A 22,929-nucleotide genomic window follows, 5' to 3' on the forward strand; every position below is an offset into this window, starting at 1 on the left:
TGACAGGTGATGTATGGTTATTAACTAGCACATGGAGAATTAAGCGCCAATAATACCACCGTCTTCACGGGTAATCATCACTACTCCAGAACGTGGACGACCAGAAGGACCATAACCTTGATCGTGAGGCCAGTTACCACGCAAGGTGGGATTTTCAGTGGTTCCACCATCATTTGGATGCTGGATGTTGACAAACATGGTTCTACCATCTGGGGTAGTGATTACACCTGTTACCTCGCAGTCGGTTGGACTGGTAAGGAAGCGTTTAATTTCTTTGGGATTGTTGGGGTTGGCACAGGACATAGAGTTACCACCAATGTTTTGCCAGTCACCAAGACCATCCCCCGCTTGGTCGGTTTGAATCCAGAGACGGCCGAACTCGTCAAACCAAAGACCATCTGGTGCGCCAAGGTCGTCACCGTTAATATTGCCTTTATGATTTGCATCGGCATCGAGTTTGTCACCACACTCAACAAAAATATCCCAATCGAAGGTGGTAGCTGTGACTGTGCGTCCAGTTTCACGCCAACGAATGATGTGACCGTAACGGTTATCTCGGCGTGGGTTAGCACCATCAACAGGAGGACGTGCGCTACCACCTCTGGTGGAACCGTCAACGGCGTTCACAGATGCTGGTGTTGTTCCGCGACGACTGTTGTTGGTCAAGGTACAGTAGACTTCAATTTCATTGAATCCGCCAATACGAGGACGCACAGCAGTCCATTCGGGACGATCCATCATGGTTGCGCCCACTCTATCCGCAGCTTGTCTTGTTTTAATTAACACCTCAGCTTGGCTGTTAAAACCGTTTTCTGGTGTTAAACCATTCTGACCGTAGACTAAAGGTAGCCACTCGCCGGTGCCGTTGTCGTTGAACTTAGCAACGTACAAGGTACCGTTGTCCAGTAAGTTACGGTTAGCATTACGAACTCTGGGATTAAAGGGTTGAGAGCAAACAAACTTATAGATATATTCGTTGCGCTCGTCATCACCCATGTACAAACCTAGACGGTTGTTGTCATCGAGGACATATTGAACGCTTTCGTGCTTAGAGCGACCCAGGGCAGTGCGCTTAACGGGTTTACTTTCGGGGTCGTAGGGGTCAATCTCCACTACCCAGCCAAACAAATTAGGCTCAAGGGGATTGGTGCTGGCATCAAAACGTGGATCAACTTCATGCCAGCGATAACCGAAACCTGTTGCAGAAACACCGTATCGGTTTTGTTGTGATCTAACTTCTGGTTCTGTGGGTCCTTGGGGATCACCAAGGTAGCCAAAGTAGCCGTTCCAGTTTTCTTCACAAGTTAGGTAAGTACCCCAGGGAGTGTAACCGTGGGCGCAGTTGTTGAGTGTACCATAAGCGGTGTAGCCGTCGTTTACCCCGATTTCAAAGGAACCTTCGGGTGTGATATCAAATTTCTTGGACTTCACAAACGCACTACCTGCAACAGGCCCAGAAATTTGCATTTCCGTGTTAACTGTGATGCGACGACCATACTGAGAATCGCGATTTACACTCCAGTGATTACGAAATCTATCTTTGGATATCTCAAGGACAGATACGCCGTGAGCAGCTTGAGATTTACGTACTTTCTGAATTGTTACTTCAGTCAAACCGTCGGGATGAAGAAACTGTTCTTGGGTGTACTCATGATTGACGCAGAGTATGCCCCGATTGTATCTTGAGGGTTCCTTAGCTCTTCTGCTTCTGGATGACTGAGAGAAAAACTGCAATCCAGGAACAGGGAAAAAGTGCATACCATCATTGTTCATCCCGAATTGTTGTTCCTGTGCAGCAGCATCCTGGGAAGCGTCTGGTAACCAGTTAGGGGCACCGGGCATGATGGGATCTCCCCAAGCAACTAATACTTCGGCTTTGTAGCCTTGGGGAACAGTGACAAGATTCTTCTCTAGTACTCCCGTGGCTGGGTTGAGCCGATTTGGCGGAACAGACTCGAAGCCCATACCACCAAATCCCAGTCCTGGGGGAACCGTAGCTGCAGCCACAGTTTGAACTAAGCCACTGATGGTAAAATCTCCCAATACAGTTGCTGCTGAAGCACCTACAGCCGTCATTACGAAGCGTCTGCGCTTCATACCTACGCGGCCAATTACGTCAAGAATTGATTCGTTACTTGATGGATTAAGGGTTATATTGTTCTTCGGATGAAGGCGACCTTTCATTTATAGGTACTCCGTTTAGTGTTTAGAAAGTTGCTATCTAGTGAATTTTTGACTGACAGGAGCAATATCCTAACTCAAGAAAATTTTCTTAATTCTTCTACAGCCACTTCCCTGTAGTTAATATCAGGTTGAGGCTGACCGTTATTGCTCACGCAGGTAAAAATTATTAAGTCAATTTCAATTTAAGTAAAAAGTATTAATATCAGGTTATATATTGATTAATTTCAATTTATCTACGGATATTTTTTTTGCTTAAATGGTATTTATTGCTATAAATCTTTGACTTTTAAGAGTATATTTTCTCATTTATATCTGGACTAAATCTTTTTTAAGTGGCTATTGCAGGTTTTGTATACTGATTTTTGCTAGTGTTTAATAAAATTTATTTTCAATAAATTATTTAAGTTATTTTGAAAACAACGAGAAATGTTGACTGTTGACTGTTGACTGTTCAAGTTGTGCGTGGGTGATACAAAATTTGAGCAATTAATGACTCTGTTCTTAAGAGACAATGAACTTTATCTGGGTAAGCTGAACGGTCTTTATTCACCTGGTACTGTCAGCCTTTTTACCTATTTGGTGACCAAATTTAGATCAGGAACAGTGTTCAGCCTTCTGTTGTCCTATTCTGGAGATGGGTAATATTGTTGTGGGTGAGACTGTGTTTTTCAGTGTTGTTATACCAACTTACAATCGCCAGCCGATTTTAGAAAAGTGCCTCCGGGCTTTGGAGGTGCAGAAGTTGAGGGTATCAAGTTCAGTAACTGACTACGAAATTGTCTTGGTAGATGATGGTTCTACTGATGGCACCTTAGAGTGGCTGGTGGCACATGAGGAAGAATTTCCCCACGTGCGATGGTTTGAGCAAGACCACGCGGGGCCTGCTGCTGCTCGTAATTTGGGAGTAGAGAAAGCACTGGGACAGATAATTATCTTTATCGATAGTGATTTGGTGGTGCTGAACAATTTCCTGGAAGCTCATGGAGAGGCCTTGGTACAGGGACGGAAAAAGTTGGGTGGGGATGGCTTTTTCACCTATGGTGCGGTTATCAACACTTGTAATTTTGATGACCCCACGGCGGAGCCTTATAAAATCACCGATTTTTCCGCAGCTTTTTTTGCCACGGGTAATGTTGCTATACCCAAACATTGGCTGGAAAAAGCAGGGCTGTTTGATAACAGTTTCCAACTTTATGGCTGGGAAGACTTAGAATTAGGTGTCAGACTGAAAAAACTGGGACTGCAACTAATTAAATGTCCAGCAGCTGTTGGCTACCACTGGCATCCACCATTTAGCTTAGAACAAATTCCCTGTTTAATTGACAAAGAAATTCAACGGGGTCGCATGGGTGTTTTGTTTTATCAAAAGCATCCCTGTTGGGAGGTGCGAATGATGATTCAAATGACTTGGTTGCATCGTTTACTTTGGGGTATTCTCTCACTCAATGGCGCACTTAATGAGCGGACAATGGCTCCCTTGTTGCAATGGCTGATTAATTCAGGTAAACCGCAGTTGGCGTTGGAAGTTGCTCGCATTTTCCTGAACTGGTACAATGTCCAGGGAGTTTATTCTTTTTATAAGCAGCTAAGTTAATTGATAATTAATTGTTGTATTTGACCAGAGACTTGAATGTATGTGGTTGCTCGCAGAAGTGTTAAACCATGGAATAAAAATTTACAATTTTTGCGTTTTACCCAGATAAAGTTCATTGTCTATTAGGAATAGAGTCATTAATTGCTCAAGTTTTGTATCACCGACCCATAACTTGGACAGTCAACAGTCAACATTTCTGAGAAGAAATATATCATCTCAAGTTTTGCGGGGTGAAATTTGTTGTGATATACTAGAAAAGTTGTCTAATCTCGCACATCCAGTAATTCGGGTGTTTCCTAATGAGGAAATACAACTGGGTGGAGGATTAACCCGAATTGGAGTAAAAAAATATGCCAGTAGTTTCATTGGCTCAAATGATGGAGTCTGGGGTACACTTCGGGCATCAAACCCGACGTTGGAACCCAAAAATGTCTCAGTATATTTATACTGCGCGCAATGGCGTACATATCATTGATTTGGTGCAAACTGCCCAGTTAATGGAAAATGCTTATGCCTATATGCGATCGCAGTCTGAGCAAGGTAAAAAATTCCTCTTTGTTGGTACGAAGCGCCAAGCGGCTGGGATCATAGCCCAAGAAGCTGCACGTTGTGGTTCTCACTACATTAACCAGCGTTGGTTGGGTGGAATGCTGACTAATTGGGCTACCATTAAGACCAGAGCGGATCGCCTGAAAGATTTGGAACGACGGGAAGAAAGCGGGGCATTGGATTTATTGCCGAAAAAAGAAGCTTCCATGTTGCGTCGAGAAATGGTGAAGCTCCAAAAGTACCTGGGTGGGATTAAGAATATGCGGAAAGTCCCGGATGTGGTGGTGATTGTAGACCAACGGCGGGAATATAATGCAGTTCAAGAATGCCAAAAACTGGGACTGCCAATTGTGTCTATGCTAGATACAAACTGTGATCCAGATGTAGTAGACATACCCATTCCAGCCAATGATGATGCTATCAGATCGATTAAGTTGATAGTTGGCAAACTGGCGGATGCGATTTACGAAGGTCGTCACGGTCAATTGGAGGCTGAGGACGAAGAGGAAGATTATGATGATACTGAGTATGATTACGATGAAGATGAAGATTTAGACGCGTCCGTTGATGATTCCAATTCGGATGAATAGGTGGAACCGTTGAGTATGGAGACTAAAGAGCTCACGCTTCATACTAAATTCTTCTGATTTCATACTTGATTGCTTTTTCTTCACCAGCCCTGAGTAAGATAGAAATACTCAACACCCGTGAGCAATTACAACTCAAGGTCAAATTAGGAATTGAGGCAACATGGCGGAAATATCTGCAAAAGTCGTCCAAGAGCTACGCCAAAAAACTGGTGCAGGCATGATGGACTGCAAAAAAGCCCTGAAAGAAACTGAAGGCGACATAGAAAAAGCTATAGATTGGCTGCGACAAAAAGGGATTGCTTCCGCAGGTAAGAAAAGCGATCGCATTGCGGCAGAAGGTCTAATAGACACCTACGTTCAACCCGGTGGTGGAGTTGGTGTGCTGATAGAAATTAATTGCCAAACCGATTTTGTTGCCCGTAACGAAGCTTTTAAAGGTTTAGCTAAGAACCTAGCCCAACAAGCAGCCACGGCTGATAGTGTTGAGTCCTTGTTGGCTCAACCCTACATTGAAGACAAAAGTGTCACTGTAGATCACTTCATCAAGCAAACCATGGCCCAGCTTGGTGAAAATATCCAGGTGCGTCGCTTTATCAATTTTGCTCTTTTAGAAGGGGAACAAGGTATTGTAGATAGCTACATTCACACTGGTGGTCGAGTTGGTGTTTTAGTACAACTTAATGCCAAAACTGAGTCAGCAGCTGAGAATGAAGAGTTTCAAACATTGGCGAAGAATACAGCAATGCAAGTTGCAGCTTGTCCCAACATCGAGTATGTCAGTGTAGACGAAATCCCCGAGGAAATTGCTCAAAAAGAAAAAGAAATTGAAATGGGGCGGGACGATTTAGCTAACAAACCAGATAACATCAAAGAGAAAATTGTTCAGGGACGAATTGAAAAACGCCTGAAAGAATTGACTTTGTTGGATCAGCCTTTTATTCGCGACCAAAGTATTTCTGTGGAAGAATTGGTAAAACAAGTTAAAGGCAAACTAGGTGAGGAGGTCAAAGTAACTCGCTTTGTTCGCTATATCCTCGGTGAAGGTATTGAGAAGCAAGAAAGTAATTTTGCCGAAGAAGTTGCTGCACAAATGGGTGCTAAGTAACTTTAGTTAGAAGTTAAGAGTTGCCTTTGTAACTTATTACTTGTGTGCTCACAGGTCAGTGGCAATTAACTGGCCTGTGTTTTTTAGTGAGTATTATGGTAGGAGGAAATGAAGAACCAGGGACAAATCAAAAGATAAATACACTTGTACCATAATAAAATATGGCAGATGCCACTATACCCTATCACATGGGCAATCAATAAGAAAAGATATGGCGAGATCAATTGAGCTAATTGAACAGGATATTGCAGTGTTACAAGAAGCGATGGGAGCCATCGCTGTAGAACTCCACAATGCCTATGCCGATTATTTAAGCACATTGGGCCAAGCCTTGGGGAAACAGTTGATTCTGGCAAGTTACCATTTGTGCACCCAAGGGTATCCTGAAAAATTTCTCAGGTTATCCCTGAATCAGCGCCAAAAATTGCAACAAGCTATTCGCAAACTAGGTCAAGGGGGGGCTGAGTTACTACTTTCTTATATTCAAGGTGAAGGAGATAAGAAAGAAGAACATAAGGAGGATGAGGAAGTAACATATGTGTCGGAGGTGTCGGAGGTCAATTCACCATTAAAAAGTTTCTCCCCGAATTTTTCCAACCCGGTTGAATTGGGAAAATGGCAGCAGAATCTGGAAAATTTACTGCAAGAACTACTGAAAAATGTCTCCCGGGATGCTAATGTTTTGTTACAAAAGGCTGGTATCTTACCCAAGAAATTACCAGAACCGATTTTAGAAGCAGCGGCAACTGTGTCAGAAGCATCTGCTGAAGTGATGCCGGGGCCACCCAATCTCTTAAACTTGGTATTGGAAATTGAAAATGAAAAAGATTTAGAAAACCCTAAAATCACACAGATTATGGCCATTAACCTAAGATTGGGGGAAATTGAATTTGCCGACACAAAACTCTCATGTGAGCGGAGGCAAATTCGCCATATTTTAGTTCAGCTCAACAAGATAGGGCGAGATTATCAAAAAAAGCAACGAGAACGTTCAGTTGCTGAAGCTGAATCTGCATGGCGGGCAAGTTGGTTTGAATAAAGTGCTGAGTCAGTAGTGACCGTAGTCAAAAGCCAAAAGTCAAAAAACTATACCTTCTTGAATTACCAATTGACTAATGACCAATGACCCATGAGCAATAACCAATGACTAATGACAAACCAGATTGGGTAAGATTGCACAAAGCTTTGGCAATAGAAGCAGACAAAGGCTTTACGGATTTAATGGGGAAACAATACCGCTTCAGCGAATTTCTCTGCTTGACTTTTGGGAAATTCCCCACAGATGTGTCCCCATTGGAGCGTGGCCGTTGGCAAGAACTAGCAGCTAAATTTGCTAGTTATCCCCATCTGGAACAGTCACAAAGACAGCATTTAGTAGCTGAGACTCGCAGGTATATCTACCAACTACAGCAAGAACCAAAACAAAGTGGTAAGGAGAAAGAACAGATACACCAACGCCAAAAGTCTCAACCTAAATCGCCAATTGTGGCAGAAGTCAACCGGAGATTAGCGCCAAACATTGAGCAAAAACTCAGGGATTTGCCAGAAATAGGCATTGTCAAGGCTGAGAAATTAGCGGCGTTAAATTTGTACACTGTGCGGGATTTGCTTTTTTACTATCCCCGTGACCATATTGATTATGGCCGTCAGGTTAATATCGGGGAGTTACAGGGGGGTCAAACAGTGACAATCATTGCCAAGGTGAAGCGTTGTAACTGTTTTACTAGCCCCAAAAATAAGAAATTATCGATTTTAGAGCTAATAGTTAAAGATAATACGGGTCAAATTAAAATTAGTCGCTTTTGCGCCGGGGCTCGTTTTGCTAGTCGTGGTTGGCAAGAAAGTTTAAAACGCCGTTACCCAGTGGGTAGTATTTTGGCGGCTTGTGGGCTAGTGAAACAAAGTAAGTATGGCTTGACTGTGGATAACCCGGAACTTGAGGTGTTAGCACATCCAGGAGATACCATTGATTCCTTGACTATTGGTCGGGTTGTGCCAATTTATGCCCTAACAGAGGGTTTAATGGCAAGTACGGTGAGGGAGGCGGTAAGGGCTGCTTTGCCAGCTACAGTTCACCTTAAGGATCCTTTGCCTGGAGGGTTGCGGGAAAAGTATGGTTTGATGGAGTTAAAGGATGCCATTGCCAATATTCATTTTCCTGATGATAGTGCTAGTTTACAACTTGCCCGTCGCCGCCTAGTTTTTGATGAATTTTTTTATCTACAACTCGGTTTGTTACAACGTCAGCAGCAAGCCAAGGTGATGCAAACCAGTGCTATTCTTGCCCCTAAAGGTCAGCTCATTGAAAAGTTCTCGGAAATTCTGCCTTTTCAACTCACTAACGCACAGCAACGAGTAGTTAACGATATTCTCAATGACTTGGCAAAATCCACGCCGATGAATCGTCTCATACAGGGGGATGTGGGTTCGGGTAAAACTGTGGTGGCGGTGATTGCAATCTTAGCGGCTATTCAATCTGGCTATCAAGGAGCTTTAATGGCTCCAACGGAAGTTTTAGCAGAACAGCATTACCGCAAGTTAGTGAGTTGGTTTAATTTGTTGCATTTACCAGTGGAATTACTGACAGGTTCTACTAAAATCGCCAAACGGCGAGAAATTTATTCTCAGCTAGAAACCGGTGAATTACCTTTGTTGGTGGGAACTCACGCCTTAATTCAAAACACTGTAAATTTTCACCAATTGGGGTTAGTGGTAATTGATGAACAACATCGTTTTGGAGTGAAACAAAGGGCGCTGTTACAGCAAAAAGGCAACCAACCCCATGTATTAACTATGACTGCTACCCCCATTCCTCGCACATTGGCATTAACAATACATGGGGATATGAATGTGAGCCAGATTGATGAGTTACCACCGGGACGACAAAAAATTCAAACTACTGTATTGACAGGTCACCAACGTACTGAGGCTTACGACTTGATAAGTCGGGAAATTGCCCAGGGAAGGCAAGTTTATATAGTTTTACCTTTGGTGGAAGAATCAGAAAAATTGGACTTGCGCTCCGCTGTGGAAGAACATCAAAAGCTACAAGAAACGGTGTTTCCAGAGTTTCGAGTGGGATTGTTGCATGGTCGCATGAGTTCCGCCGATAAGGATGAAGCCATTAGCAAATTCCGCCATAATCATACGCAAATATTGGTTTCTACCACCGTTGTAGAAGTGGGTGTAGATGTACCTAATGCAACTGTAATGCTTATTGAAAATGCTGAAAGATTCGGCTTATCACAACTGCACCAATTACGAGGGCGTGTTGGTCGTGGTGCGGCGAAATCTTACTGTTTGTTGATGAGCAGTTCTAGAAGTCCTGATGCTCAACAACGGCTGAAGGTTTTGGAACAATCTCAGGATGGCTTTTTTATTTCGGAAATGGATATGCGGTTTCGTGGCCCTGGGGAGGTGCTGGGAACTCGTCAATCAGGTATGCCAGATTTTACTTTAGCGAGTTTGGTGGATGATGAGGAGGTTTTACTATTAGCCAGACAGGCTGCGGAGAAGGTAATAGAAATAGATGGAACTCTGGAGCGTTGGTCTTTGATGAAGGCTGAATTAAGGTATCGTTATGAACGGTTAATGGGTGGGGCAATTTTGACTTGATTTATAAATCAAGCACTGTGGGGAGTTGGGGGTTCTAGTGGATCCGAGTGTGGGACTTCCTGGGTAATGTATTTGGTAAGCCAACGGCTTGTTCTAAGGCGTTATACAGCACTTTCCGGCGTGGTGACATACAGTATTGGCGGGGAAGATGCCGACCCTACAGGGGAAGGAATACTTCTATTGAAGAAGTCACGTACATTATATTAGTAATATCCGATACATTTGTTTTCCAGGATTAGTTATGCCTCAGGGGAGGGTGAGGGAAAAAATGGTGGGATCGCTTGCTGTATTCTTCACAGTTTGTTACAAAAGTATAAAGAACTTCTAGAAATCCAAAACTACATGTTCGGCGGACTTACTGGTTTAAAAGATTCTCAAGGTACAGATTGGGGAGAGCAAATGCTCAACACAGTGGCCAGCCAAACCATTCGCCACTTGTTTACCCGAAGCGAGTCAGTAGAAGTCTTGGTGCGCTGCTATCCCTCCAGCAAACTTTTGCAAGGCAGCATTGACAGCTTCAAAATGAGCGGTCGAGGCTTGGTGATTCGCAAAGATTTCTTGGTGGAGGAAATGTCCTTTGAAACCGATGCAGTTAGCATTGATTTCGGTGGTGTTTTGACTGGCAAGCTAAATCTCAAACAACCCACCCAAGCTATCGCTAACGTCATCTTATCAGAGGCAGGTATTAACCAAGCCTTCAATGCCAAGCTGGTGACACAGCACCTGGTTAACCTCACCTTACCTTCCTTGATGGCAATATCTGGCGGTGAACCAGTTTCCTTTACCGATATTCAAGTAGAACTGCTGACAGAAAATCGCCTGCGGATTTTAGCTAAGGCGGATTTAAACAATGGCGAACTCATACCACTGACTATGGTAATGACTGTGGCTGTGGAACGACGGCGGCGGATATCTTTTAAAAATCCCCAAGTTGAGCTAGATAAAGTGTCTGAACCACAACGGGAATTGTCTCAAAAATTGAGTATGGCTCTGGCGGAAATTTTAGATAATATGGTTGACTTGGATCGTTTTGACCTTGATGGTGTGAAAATGCGGCTCAATCGTTTAGAAACTGAAGGTAAAAAATTAATTTTCAGTGGATATGCTGAAATAGAACGTATTCCTCGTAACTCATAAGTTTGCAAGCCTTGCCTTGGCTGTGAAGGAGCACCGACGTAAAACGTCGGTGGATATTCTAACGTCCAACACCTAGATATTGGAAACCGGACCTGAGCATATTTTCAGGATCTAGGAAGTTGCGACCATCTATAATCACTGGATGGTTCATTAATTTTGCCATCTTGGTGTAGTTTAAACTGCCGAACTGCTGCCATTCAGTTACCAATACTAAAGCGTCGCAGCCATCGGCCAGCCTTTCTGCATCGGTTTCTACCACTACTCCGGTCAGACCATGACGTAGACCTGTTTGGGAAACAATGGGGTCGTAGGCTTTGACTTTGGCTCCTAGTCGATTGAGCTGCTCAATTAAGCTCAGTGCTGGAGCATCTCGCATATCATCGGTATCAGGCTTGAAGGTCAAACCTAGAAGTCCGATGGTTTTACCTTTGAGAATTTTGAGGACTTGTTGCAGTTTTTCCAAGGCAATTAGGCGCTGACGCTGGTTGACGCTGACGGCAGCTTTCATAATTTGGGCATCATAGCCATAGTCATCAGCAGTGTGAATGAGTGCGGAGACATCTTTTGGGAAGCAGGAACCACCCCAACCGATACCAGCGTTTAAAAACTTGTTACCAATGCGGGAATCTAAACCAATACCTTTTGCTACTTGGGTGACATCAGCACCGACGCGATCGCAAATGTTAGCGACCTCATTGATAAAACTAATTTTGGTTGCTAAAAAGGCATTGGCGGCGTATTTAATCATTTCTGCGGAACTTAGGTCTGTACATAGTACAGGTACTGGTGGTAGAGATGGGTCAGCAGCATATTTACGTTCCACAATGGGAGCATACAGTTCTTTCATCAAGGCGATGGCTTTTTGACTATTGCCTCCTAGGACGATACGGTCAGGGTTAAAGGTGTCGTACACTGCGGAACCTTCACGCAAAAACTCTGGATTGCTGACAACATCAAATTCAGCTAAATCTTCAGGTAATTTTTCATCACTCGTTACTTCACCTGCGGTTACAAGTGTTTTGTGACGTTCGGCAATGCCATCTAAAACAATCATGCGTACCCAGTCACCAGAACCAATGGGTACTGTGGATTTGTTGACAATTACCTTATAACCACTGTTGAGATTTTCTCCAATACCACGAGCCACAGCTTCCACATAACGAGTATCGCTTTCCCCAGTGGGTAAAGGTGGTGTTCCCACAGCAATAAACAAAACTTCCCCGTGGGCAACTCCTGCGGCTATATCTGTGGTGAAATGAATTTTCTCAGATTGGATGGCAGAATGCATAATTTCTGAGAGTCCCGGCTCAAAAATTGGGGACTGCCCAGATTTCATTAATTTAACTTTTTCTTCATTATTATCTACGCAAATTACATCATGGCCGACATGAGCCAAGGAAGCGCCTGTTACCAAACCAACGTAACCAGTACCAATTACGCAAACACGCATGTAGTTTAACTCCTCGCTTTTTTAAAGATTTGTCAAATATGACAATTTTATACTAAGGGTTCTATCAGTAGCTCAAGTACAAACTAATAGATTTAACCTATGGGGAGGTTCGGAACATTGATGAACATTGCCACAGAGCCTAAAGTTTAAGTATCCCTTGTTATACGATTACGAAAATCTTCTACTGTGAGTTTTAACCCTTCTTGTAGCGGGATGGTAGGTTCCCAATTTAACAAGGTTTTAGCTTTAGTAATGTCTGGCTGACGACGACGGGGATCATCAGAAGGTAGTGGTTGAAAGTTAATTTTTGCGTCTGGGTTGACCATTTTTTGTACAGCTTCTGCTAATTCTAAAATCGTGTATTCCCCAGGATTTCCCAAATTTACTGGGCCAATATAATCGCTGTCCATCAGGCGGATAAATCCTTCTACTAAGTCAGAAACGTAACAGAAGCTGCGAGTTTGTGAACCATCGCCATAGACAGTTAAAGGATTACCTTGTAAGGCTTGAACAATGAAATTACTTACTACCCGACCATCGTTTTCTAGCATTCTCGGCCCGTAGGTATTAAAAATCCGCGCGACGCGGATATCAACTTTATTTTGTCTGTAGTAATCAAATGCTAAAGTTTCAGCAATGCGTTTACCTTCGTCGTAACATGAACGTATGCCTATGGGATTAACGCTACCTCGATACTCTTCTGTTTGGGGATGAACTTCAGGGTCGCCATAAACTTCGCTGGTGGAGGCCAAAAAAAACCTAGCCTTAACGCGTTTAGCTAGTCCCAACATATTTAGTGTCCCCATAACGTTGGTTTTAACTGTTTTAACTGGGTTGTACTGGTAATGTACAGGAGAGGCTGGACAGGCTAAGTGATAAATTTGATCCACTTCTAAGCGAATTGGCTCTGTGATGTCATGACGGATGAGTTCAAAATATGGATTATTGATCCATTTGAGGATATTACGCTTATCACCTGTGTAAAAATTGTCTAAACAAATTACATCATGTCCTGCGGGTATTAATCTATCAATAAGATGAGAACCAATAAATCCTGCGCCACCAGTTACTAAAATTCTCATAGTTTCCCAACTTTCTAATTACTTTTACTTACTTGGCAACTTGTTCTTTAGAATAGTACTCTATCCTGATGGAAAAATACAGCAGGAACACATGTAACTAAACCAAAAGTTTAGCTTATAGGTAATTTTGTCAAGTGTAAACTTATTGGATTGATAACTTAATAGTGGAAAAGGAGACGGCGGCTAAAGCCCGGGGTGTCCCTTTTCATCCTTTGTGTAAAGCACGAAGTACCCAACTACGTTGGTCTTTTTCAGGGGCTTTCACCCTCCCGCTCAAGTATGGTAGTGTTTGAGTTTTGCTTTGTTGTGGTTCTCCTAACATGACGATGGAGCAGGTAAGTTCCCCGGCTAATTGGGTTGTGACATCACTAACAGCTAACCCACTGGGATTTGTACGATTAGGTATAAAAGGTAACACTACTAAGTCATATAATCGTGCTGCTTGTAAGATTGCTTGGGTAGCATTTTCATGGGGAATAACTTGAATTTCCGGGGGATTGGATAAACCTAACTGAGATATTAATAGGGCGAGGTGCGATCGCCTGGCTGCGATTTTCTGGGAACTGCTGCGGCGATTTCTATGGGAACGATGAGATTCACTGATGCATACATTAAGTACGGTAACTTGGGCTTGATTAGCCTCAGCGAGCATTTGGGCAAATTGTACAGGTAGCAATGATGATGGTGTTAAATTTTCTAAAGGTACTAAGATGCGTTGAATTTTTTTTGGTGAGTCCATCAGACGTGTCACCGCCACTGGACAGTGGGATGCCCATAGGACATGATCAATTACATTGCCAAATAAACGGGCTTTGAACCCGGTGCGTTTACCCCAACCCATAATAATTAAATTCGCCTTTTGCTCCCGGGCTGCTCTAGTAATACCTAGAGCAAAGGCATCATCAATTCGCAGCAATGGTTCTGCTTCTACACCCAACAATCGACTTTGTGCTGTAGCTTTTGCCAATAACCTTTCACTTCGCACTAGAGAAGCTTCTAAATGTGGTGCATCCATCTGAGCCGCAGCGGTGGCGATGGCTAACGGCACAATTTTTCCTTTGGGTTGATTTGCCAATAATAATCCAGCGATTTCAATTAAATACTGCTGAGTTTGAGGATTATAGACAGGTACAACTATAGTCCAAGGATTGTGTTTTTCTTCTGTTTGCTGGTCAGATAAAATTGGGGCTTTTGGTTCTGGAACTGCTGTGGTTTCCACAGCAAGGGCTGTGTGACGGGTGATCCATATTCCCAAGATGGAGGTAATGAAGGTGATTACACAGACAGTGTTTAATATTGATTGTGGGAGCAATCCAGCCCGATACCCCACTAAAGTTCCTGCTAAAGTTGTGCCCATTTGTGGTAGCGATAGGGACCACATAGCCAGTATTTCTGACCAATTGTAGTGGTAAAGAACTTTTGTGAATAAAACCGCCATGAATTTGCCGAAAATTAAACTGACTAGGAGCACAAGAGTTAATTGCAGGGTGTCAATGGTGCTCATGAAGGCAGTCAGGTCAATCATCAAGCCAAAATTAATTAAGAAAATGGGAATAAATAGCACAGTGCCAATAAATACTACCTTTTCCCTCACGGGCCCTTCACCCAGGGCTTCGTTTACTGCCAAACCTGCTAAAAAGGCTCCAACAATTGTTTCTACGCCAATAAATTGAGCGCCTACTGCTGCTAGAAATAGGGCAAGTAGGGCAAATAAGAACTTGTTGCCATCTTCGTCTCCAAATCGCCGGAAAAACTCTTTTCCACCCCAAGGAAATACCACCAAAATGATTGTTGTGTACAAAATCAACTTGAGCAATAGGGGAATTAATTGAGTGAAGCTGAATAATCCGGTGTTACCAGTAGCTACACAAACAGCTAATATTAGTACGGCGCTGACATTAGTAAAAATCGTAGCACCCATTGTGATGGTGATTGCTTCATTATTCACCACCCCCAGACGAGTGATCATGGGATATGCCAAAAGAGTATAGGAAGCCAACAACGAGCCAATTAAAATCGAAGCATTCCAGCCAAGATGAAAAGTTTGCGCTGCTAGGGTTCCCATAACTAAAGAGAAACTAAAGGTGAGGATGCCAAATCCTAGGGAGCGTTGTTTGCAGCGGCGGAAATGCTTGATTTCTACTTCTAAACCTGATACAAACATCAAATAAAGTAGGCCAATGTCTGACAGGAGGTTAATGATCTGGGATTGTGTGTCAAACAAATTCCAGCCTGATGGACCTAGTAATACCCCAGAAAACACTAGGCCGATTAATCCTGGGAGTTTCAGCCGCTCAAACAGGATGGGTACAACTAATATGACCACCACCAAAACAGCAAAGGTCACAATTGGTTCCTCTCCCATAACTTGAGCAGTTGGTTCGGTGACCAGAAATTGTGATATTAATTCCATAGATTGGACTTTAATGGGGGACAATGAAGTTGCAATTACCTACAAGGAAATCGATTAAAAAAAAGATTCATAAGCGTAAGAGCCACCCTGAGGAAAAATCTACAAATTGTTATTTAAAGTACTTAGGTAGTTTTGTAACAATTAACTACCTATGGATGGATTTGACTTAAAATAAACCGCAGGCGATCGTAGTCATCTTTTAACAAAAGGCTGAGGGTACGGCCAGCTTTGATGAGCCATTGTCGGTCAGCTTTGCGTAGCTGGTAGACATGGCGGATGGCGGCGGCGGTTAATGCCTCTACTTGGGCGGCATTTACACAAAGCAATGTCCGCAAAAAATCTAGTTCTTCAGTGAATCTGATGATTGCTTCTGGTTCACATTGATAAACAGCTTGATGAATTTGCGGAGGACGGGGTGGTAGATACTGATATACCCGTTGGTTTGCCCCGGGAGTCCGGCAGGAATGCTCAAACCCCACAATTGCTGCCCGGAATTCAGTTTTGAGCATGGCAAAAATTTGCGGTTGTTCCTGGCGTAAATCCTGCAATGACAACCCCAAGGCCACTGCCCGATGTACTGAATCTATGGGCATGGTTGTAACTTGATACAGCACACCATAGATTTGATGCCCTGACTCTTCGTCCACAGCACAAACCCAACTACCAAAGGGAGGCATGGGGGGAAAACCTAAGTCTTCTGGCTCCAAGCACTGTGAGAGAAATTCCGTAGAACTAGTTTCGATCACTTCCGCAATGTGGTTGGGTTGGCGATGGCCTGTGGCAAATTGTGGTATTGGTAAGCGCATAACCGTGCTGATTGCTGAGTGTTGGGTTGTGAGTCCTCAGGTAGGAAGTATCCTAAGTATTGACTAAATCTATTTTGGTTTTCTTCCTGCTGTGAGTTCTACAAGTTCTAATTCTGATAGACGAAAGGTAATTAACTTATCCCAATTGCCATTCTCAAATAGCACAGCTACTTTGCCATCACTCACACGTTGTACAAGTCCTTCGTAGCGATAATAGGTGTCTGCGGGATTCTTAACGCGAACTGTTGACCCAGGCAGAATCATGATGTTTACCCTCGCTGGTTTACTGTTAATAGCTTAATACTTATTATTAGTCTCTAGTCAAGGGTTTATAGTTCCTAATTTGTTTGTAGTCAAAAACATATTTTGATATTTTTGTCCTGAGTTATTAGTTAGTTTTTAGTCATTTAAATCACATTTAAAGTAGATAATATATTCATATTAACCTTAAGGAATGAGATAAACGTGGTGTGTTGGGGATGGAGCCGAGATACGTGCACAAGGGGAAATGGAGGGTCAAAGTCCTTGTTATATTTAGATTGGAAAGTTTCACCACGGAAGGAAATTGTCGCCTCCAAGGCTTGAGGAAGGTGGTGTACATTCACTACGTCATTGCCATGGCCTTTGATATGCCGAGTTATAAAAAAACTCAAAGCCCTAAGGAAACCATGGCTCACGGGATACCTAGAAAGGTAGGTTTTTTACAGAGATGTTTATCCTAGGGCAACACAAGGCACACTAGAAAGAAGAAGTAAGAAAAATTAACACCCATGAGGATTTAATGATATATCAAAACAGTTTGCTGTGGAAGAAAGATATTATCTCACTGACCAAATAGGTGGTTCTTCTCCTTCAGTGTGTGCTAATTTTGCAGAAGCTTGGAGGGAGTGTAAAGTTTTGTTATGCAAGGGTGGCCTGGTGTGGCTTCAAAACCCCGCTAAAATATCCAGTTGCTTACGCCAATCCTCATTATATTGCAAAGTTAAAACTTGATAATTGCTGTTGTACTTGAGATTATCCCGCTGAATTTGGTCTTGCTTTTTTTTCTCAGGACTATCATGAACAGACCCATCACAAAACAGGGCTATTAGTTTTTCCTTATACACAAAATCTGGTTTACAATTCCCTTCAAGAATATATTCCTGTGCAGCATCAGGTAATTCATACCCCCGTTGATAAATCTCCTGTAGTACTAATCGTTCAAAATCAGAGTTGATATCTGTTTTGGAAAGGAGCTTTTGATATTTTTCACTGCGGTGTATGTTTGATATTTCTACTTTACTTGTTTGCAGTTTATCTAGTAAAGGTTTAATCAAGTGACGATTAATTAAAGGATGATCAAATTGATTTCTGTAGGAAAGTAAACACTCATAGCAACCTTGGAAGCAGGTATCTTTAGGTTCTGAGAAATGGCAGATATTTAAAGCAGCATGGGCAATTTTAGCAAAAGCATCTTCTTGTTTTAATAGTTGAGATAAAACCCCAGCACCACCTTCTGATGCTTCCCAAAAGAGTAGATATTTTCCTTCTCCTAGTTTTTCTGAGTCTAGTTCATCTGGTTCTAATTTATAAACTGCTTGAATTGCTGTTTCCAGGGTATATTGAAGGGTGGTAATAAAGGCTTGTTTGTTATCTTGACTTACATCTAAAGATTCTATTAAAGGTTCAATTACCAGAATATTACAAATGTTATCTACCATTAAATTTACTTCGCTATGTAATGTTTCTGGAAGTAAATTTGTTTCTGGGGAGTTGGTTTGTAAGTTTGTTTTTCTATCCCCCCAGACACCTGTTTTTACATCTAATTTAAATCCACGTTCCTCGATGTTTTTCTTTAGTCCTCTGTTGATACGCCGAATAGTTGCTGTAGCTCCGTAGGTTAATTTGAATAGTGGTGTATTATCTGTGGCTAGGAGTGTGGCAGATTCTTGTTTTTCAGAGTAATAACGGAAATGGGTGGTGATATTATAACCATATTTTAGTCTTTCTTCTTCATCGCAGGTAATACGTTGTCGTCTGCTAGTGAGTGCTGTGTCCATTGACAATACACGATTTAATTTAGCTAGGTTTTGAGAACTATCAGGTTGAATTTTTCCACCGCAGTTTTCGCAGGTATCGTGCCAATCATTTTCATGGAAATAACCACAGTTAAAACAACAGCTTACTCGTTCATATTGACTTTCAATACCGTCTGGGGGTAATTTGGTTTTTGATACCATAAATTTGCTACCTTCATAGTAAATAATATTACCCGGTGCAAATTCACGTAAAGCCACAATACGGGGACGAGAGATAAATTGACCTCCATCATTGGTGGGTAGGAATCCTCGTACAGGTAAGCGGGGAAAGTTAAACCCTGGTAAAAATCCTTCAGCAGCAAAGTAGCGATAGGGATAAAATTCAAATTCGCCATTATTCTTACTTTGGTTTTGTCCCACGAGTAAATCTATTTGTCGTTGTGCTTCTCTTGCTTGAAATTCAGCATTTATGCGTTGTTCATGGGTAACATTACCAGCAGCACAACGACTAATTGTCATGTTGGCCTCATCTCTTTGTTTAACTGCACTAGCATAAAGTTTACGCCAGCGATCGCACTTCTCCTTAAAGGTATTTAGTGCATTTTCTAGGGTAAATTGTAGCCAATGTACAGAATACCAAGAGGCTTGTTGCAAATCACCTTGACAGAACTTATCCCCAAGTACTGACTGGGTAGCTTCTAGACATTCAGCTAATTTTGCAGCACTAAGTTTTAATTGTTCATTTACACTATTTTTTAGGGGATAATCAGGAGCATCTAAATCAAGAATTTTGTTCATGGAGTCATATAAATAAACCCCTGTATGGGCTAACCAAATTGAATAGACATGAGATTCAACTAAATCCTGATTTGCTAATTCCAGCTTAGGGGGAGCAACAGCACCAGCTACCATTTCCTGTTGACGTTGGAAGAAATATTGGTCATGTCCACTACCAATAGCAGCATAAGTTATTACCAAAGCTTCCTGGCCACTCCTTCCGGCCCGTCCGCTACGTTGGGCATAATTTGCGGGACTGGGGGGAACATTACGTAAGTGAACCACACTTAAGTCAGAAATATCTATACCTAATTCCATTGTGGGGGAACAAAATAAACTTGCCAATTCTCCTTTTCTAAATTTTTCTTCCCGTTGTTGACGTGTTTCGGTTTTAACTTGTCCTGTATGTTCTCGCCCTTCCATTGTTTGAATTTTTTGGGCGTTGGTTTGATAAAATTCTTGAAAAAATTTGTTAACAGGTATTTTTGCATCTTCTTGACCCTGTAGATGCTTAGATGAAAGAGGATCTGGGGGAATTTCAGTTAATGTTGCAAATTTCCATACTAAGGAACTAATTTGTAATTGAATACCATTTTTAGTAGTTAAAAAACCTGCATCAGCTAAAGCAGAAACTAAGGTATTAATTAAAGTATTGTACTCTGTTTGTGTTAACAGTTCACTGCGTGATGACCAAGCTTTAGGAGAACGTAAAAACCTGCCAATTTTACTTTTAATTGTTAACTTAACGGAGGATTTTTGTGAAAATTGTAATTTAGAATTACTATCATTAGAATTACTATCAATAGTTGCAAATTTGGCAAAATGCAATTGTTCATTTTCATCAAGTACCCAAGGTTCTTTAATTTCTTGAAAAACTTCTCTAATTAAAGAATCTTTATTATCATATTGAAGTAACTTAGCGTCTATTGCTAATTCTCGACGGAGATGATTTAATAAGGCTAAGGCAGCGGTGAATCTTTCTTGAGGAGTTCCTTGCAATAAAACTGGATGACGGTGTTTATTCCAAATAGCTTTATTTGCACAAATTTCTTCTAACCCATCATATTCAATTACCAAAAGTCCACACTGTTCTAAATTAGGTTGAACAATACGCCATCCTTTGCGTAAGTCTTCATAAAGACGATATTCAATTAAGCCTTGGAAAGCCTTTTCATTGCGTATTTTACCTGGGCTAAATTCTGATGGTTCTTTAGCATAATCTTTTTGAGATATTCTCATTTGTTTAATAACTTCACTCACTAGTTCACTATGAGTGAGTTGTCCTTTGTTTTGCAATGCACCTAATAAAGCAGCACGTAAAAAACTAGTTTGGACAAAATCGTTAAAATGCCCTGCTTGTAATGACGCATCTTGGCGATTATCGGTAAAACTGAGAATTTTGGCGGCGGTGGCTCTTTCCCCTGTGAAAATTTGTTTGAGACGGGTTACGGTGGATAAACACAGGAGGGTTGTGGCGGTGCTTCTACCTTCACTACTCAACCCGGAAAGTTTGGCAAATTCTTTTTTACTTCCATAATGAACTACACCACAATTTAAACACACCCGAAATGGTGTGGGAACAAACCAACAAGTTTTTCCCTGTAATGGGGAAGTTGTAATTTTTCCATTGGGAAGAACTTGTAATTCTTTGGGGATGAATTTAGCATAATCTTTTTTAGGAACTCGTCCTTTTTTTTTGGTTTCCGTGAACCAGGAGTCGGGAAGTCTTTCTTCGTCTTCACGAGGATTCCAAAGTCCTGGTTCATCTAAGGTAAGATAACCTGCTTGGATATCATCATATTCAGCACTAATGTCTAAAGCTGTGGGGAGTTGGGGAAGGACTATTTGTTTGTCCTGGTTGTAATTAACGATATAATAATCATGTCCACATTCCCGACAAAACACCAGGGGATAAAGTAAACGCTCTTCTGTGGTGGTGTATTGTCCTTCTAGGGTGAAAAAGCGTTTTTGGTGACTTTCGATAGTGGAGTGAACACTACCACCTTGGGAGATAAATTGATGAAGTCGAAATGCTAAACCTTTAACTTTACTTCCCCATAAAAACATCTGTTTGAGAATATCAAGACAAGTTTCTGGGGGAAGTTGGGTTTCTTGAGCTAATGCTTCTGCACCTGTTTCTAAGGTGATGGGTGTACGTCGGACAAGATGACCTTGTTTGTATTCTAAACCAAAGGTCATTTCTATCCAATGACTTAAAGGATGGTTTTGGAAATTCTCTAATGTTTGTTGTGGTTCTGGTGGTAAACCTTGATTAATACTTCTTTGTAGTTCGGTAATGGTGGGTTCAGGACCTTTAATGGAACATTCTAAAGTTTCGTCAATGACGTTATCTGGTTTAATTTCTACGCCAAATAATGTACCCGCTACATTTGCAACTACTTGACGGCGTTCTGTGAGTGTTCCTTCTGTGGACATGGTAGCACTTGTGCCAATACATAATAAATTTTGTCCACAGCGTTGACGTAATTTTCTAATTGATATCGCTACATCTGCACCTTGTCTACCTCTATAGGTATGCAGTTCATCTAATACTAGGAATTTTAGCTCTGGGGAAGCAACGAGTTTTTCCTCTTGTGTGCGGGAAAGCATTAATTCCAGCATGACGTAGTTGGTTAAAAGAATGTGGGGTGGGTTATTTTGAATTTTGCTTTTTGTATTTAAATTTTCTTGTCCGGTGTATTTAGCAACGCGAATATGGGTATTGGGAACATTGTTAAGAAATTTCTTTAGTTCTTCTTCTTGGGAGTTAATTAGGGCATTCATGGGATATATTATTATTGCCCTAAGGCCTTTAATTTCTGGATGACGCAGTAATTCATCAAAAATTGGTACAACATAGGTCATACTTTTACCTGAACCTGTACCGGTTGTTAATACATAATGTTCTTGTTTTTGGGCTGTTTCAAATGCTTGTTTTTGGTGGTGGTGGAAGTGGAAAGGATTGCCGTTTTTAGAGAAATATTCAATGCAGTCAGGATGGAGAACAGAGTTTTTAACTAATTGATTTACTGTTGCACCAGAGGAATATTTAGGGTTAAGTTGCACAAGGGGATTTGTCCAAAGTTGTCCTTTTTCTAGTTCTTCATTGACAAATTCTTCTAATCTGGTGTCACGGATTTTTAAGAAACTTTTTATATAACGGCGATAGTCGTTGATGATTTCATTACGGAACTTGAATATATCAAGGAAATCAGAAACGGACAATGGGGATGTGGTTGTTTGTTGGGTGGGTGTAACTTTGGAGGGTTGGTGTATGTATGCTAATAATTGATTGGTAAAACTTTGGGTACAGGTGTGAGGATTAAAGATTTCTGTGAGTTCTTCATAATTCCATTGTTGGGGAATATGGGTGAAAATTAAATCAAGTTGTTCTGGGGTGAGTTGAGTAATATTTGTACAGTCTACTAATACTAATTTTTGTCCCATGAGGGTACTAAAAGATAATATTACTGCTTCTGGTTGGTGGATGAGTTCTTGTAGTTTGACAGGTATTTTCATTGTGTGAGTTGTGAGTGGGTATGGAAGGGGGGTAGGATATGCTCACCCCACAAGATTTATGATATTAAGGTTTTTAGTTTATTTACAGTA

General features: G+C 41.7%; 13 protein-coding genes and 1 pseudogene. 7 read left to right on the forward strand and 7 right to left on the reverse strand.

Annotated features, from left to right (window positions below; genetic code table 11):
• Positions 1-39: 39 nt before the first annotated feature.
• On the reverse strand, positions 40-2,184 hold the full coding sequence (locus tag NWP25_RS09970; RefSeq protein ID WP_280699299.1) for a PhoX family protein: 2,145 nt from the start codon (positions 2,182-2,184) through the stop codon (positions 40-42).
• 634 nt (positions 2,185-2,818) lie between these two features.
• On the opposite strand from NWP25_RS09970, the gene NWP25_RS09975 reads away from it, so the two are divergent.
• The 6 genes from NWP25_RS09975 (at position 2,819) to NWP25_RS10000 (ending at position 10,774) form a co-directional block, all read left to right on the forward strand.
• Positions 2,819-3,778: a glycosyltransferase family 2 protein gene (locus tag NWP25_RS09975; RefSeq protein ID WP_280687832.1), complete on the forward strand. Its 960-nt coding sequence runs from the start codon at positions 2,819-2,821 to the stop codon at positions 3,776-3,778.
• Positions 3,779-4,128: 350 nt separating this feature from the next.
• On the forward strand, positions 4,129-4,917 hold the full coding sequence (gene rpsB, locus NWP25_RS09980) for a 30S ribosomal protein S2 (RefSeq protein ID WP_280651396.1): 789 nt from the start codon (positions 4,129-4,131) through the stop codon (positions 4,915-4,917).
• A gap of 160 nt (positions 4,918-5,077) precedes the next feature.
• The gene (gene tsf / locus NWP25_RS09985) at positions 5,078-6,022 is read left to right on the forward strand and encodes a translation elongation factor Ts (protein WP_280651395.1); all 945 of its coding nucleotides are present in this window, start codon (positions 5,078-5,080) and stop codon (positions 6,020-6,022) included.
• A 211-nt stretch (positions 6,023-6,233) separates the two neighbouring features.
• Positions 6,234-7,061: a hypothetical protein gene (locus NWP25_RS09990; RefSeq protein ID WP_280699302.1), complete on the forward strand. Its 828-nt coding sequence runs from the start codon at positions 6,234-6,236 to the stop codon at positions 7,059-7,061.
• Positions 7,062-7,165: 104 nt separating this feature from the next.
• Positions 7,166-9,637 carry an ATP-dependent DNA helicase RecG gene (recG, locus tag NWP25_RS09995; RefSeq protein ID WP_280687836.1) on the forward strand — a complete coding sequence of 824 codons (2,472 nt, stop codon included), beginning with the start codon at positions 7,166-7,168 and terminating at the stop codon, positions 9,635-9,637.
• 342 nt (positions 9,638-9,979) lie between these two features.
• On the forward strand, positions 9,980-10,774 hold the full coding sequence (locus tag NWP25_RS10000; protein ID WP_280651392.1) for an LmeA family phospholipid-binding protein: 795 nt from the start codon (positions 9,980-9,982) through the stop codon (positions 10,772-10,774).
• 58 nt (positions 10,775-10,832) lie between these two features.
• On the opposite strand, the gene NWP25_RS10005 is transcribed toward NWP25_RS10000, so the two are convergent.
• The 5 genes from NWP25_RS10005 to NWP25_RS10025 form a co-directional block, all read right to left on the reverse strand.
• Complete coding sequence (locus NWP25_RS10005; protein WP_280651391.1) at positions 10,833-12,224, reverse strand: UDP-glucose dehydrogenase family protein; 1,392 nt, start codon at positions 12,222-12,224, stop codon at positions 10,833-10,835.
• Positions 12,225-12,370: 146 nt separating this feature from the next.
• Positions 12,371-13,306, reverse strand: coding sequence for a UDP-glucuronic acid decarboxylase family protein (locus tag NWP25_RS10010; protein WP_280651390.1), 936 nt, complete (start codon positions 13,304-13,306; stop codon positions 12,371-12,373).
• A 205-nt stretch (positions 13,307-13,511) separates the two neighbouring features.
• Positions 13,512-15,719, reverse strand: a complete 2,208-nt coding sequence (locus NWP25_RS10015; RefSeq protein WP_280699304.1) for a cation:proton antiporter domain-containing protein — start codon at positions 15,717-15,719, stop codon at positions 13,512-13,514.
• A gap of 149 nt (positions 15,720-15,868) precedes the next feature.
• Positions 15,869-16,525 (reverse strand): HAS-barrel domain-containing protein, encoded by a 657-nt coding sequence (locus NWP25_RS10020; protein WP_280651388.1) that lies wholly within the window; start codon positions 16,523-16,525, stop codon positions 15,869-15,871.
• Positions 16,526-16,594: 69 nt separating this feature from the next.
• A complete protein-coding gene (locus NWP25_RS10025; protein ID WP_280651387.1) occupies positions 16,595-16,789 on the reverse strand; it encodes an NAD(P)H dehydrogenase subunit NdhS in 195 nt (64 codons plus the stop codon).
• A gap of 522 nt (positions 16,790-17,311) precedes the next feature.
• On the opposite strand from NWP25_RS10025, the pseudogene NWP25_RS10030 reads away from it, so the two are divergent.
• Positions 17,312-17,413 (forward strand): annotated as a pseudogene (locus NWP25_RS10030) (four helix bundle protein); the annotation flags it as partial.
• Positions 17,414-17,451: 38 nt separating this feature from the next.
• On the opposite strand, the gene NWP25_RS10035 reads toward NWP25_RS10030, so the two are convergent.
• Positions 17,452-22,839: a DEAD/DEAH box helicase gene (locus tag NWP25_RS10035; protein ID WP_280699306.1), complete on the reverse strand. Its 5,388-nt coding sequence runs from the start codon at positions 22,837-22,839 to the stop codon at positions 17,452-17,454.
• Positions 22,840-22,929: the final 90 nt, after the last annotated feature.

Origin of the sequence: Umezakia ovalisporum Ak1311, assembly GCF_029891685.1 — a bacterium.
Taxonomy (GTDB): domain Bacteria; phylum Cyanobacteriota; class Cyanobacteriia; order Cyanobacteriales; family Nostocaceae; genus Umezakia; species Umezakia ovalisporum.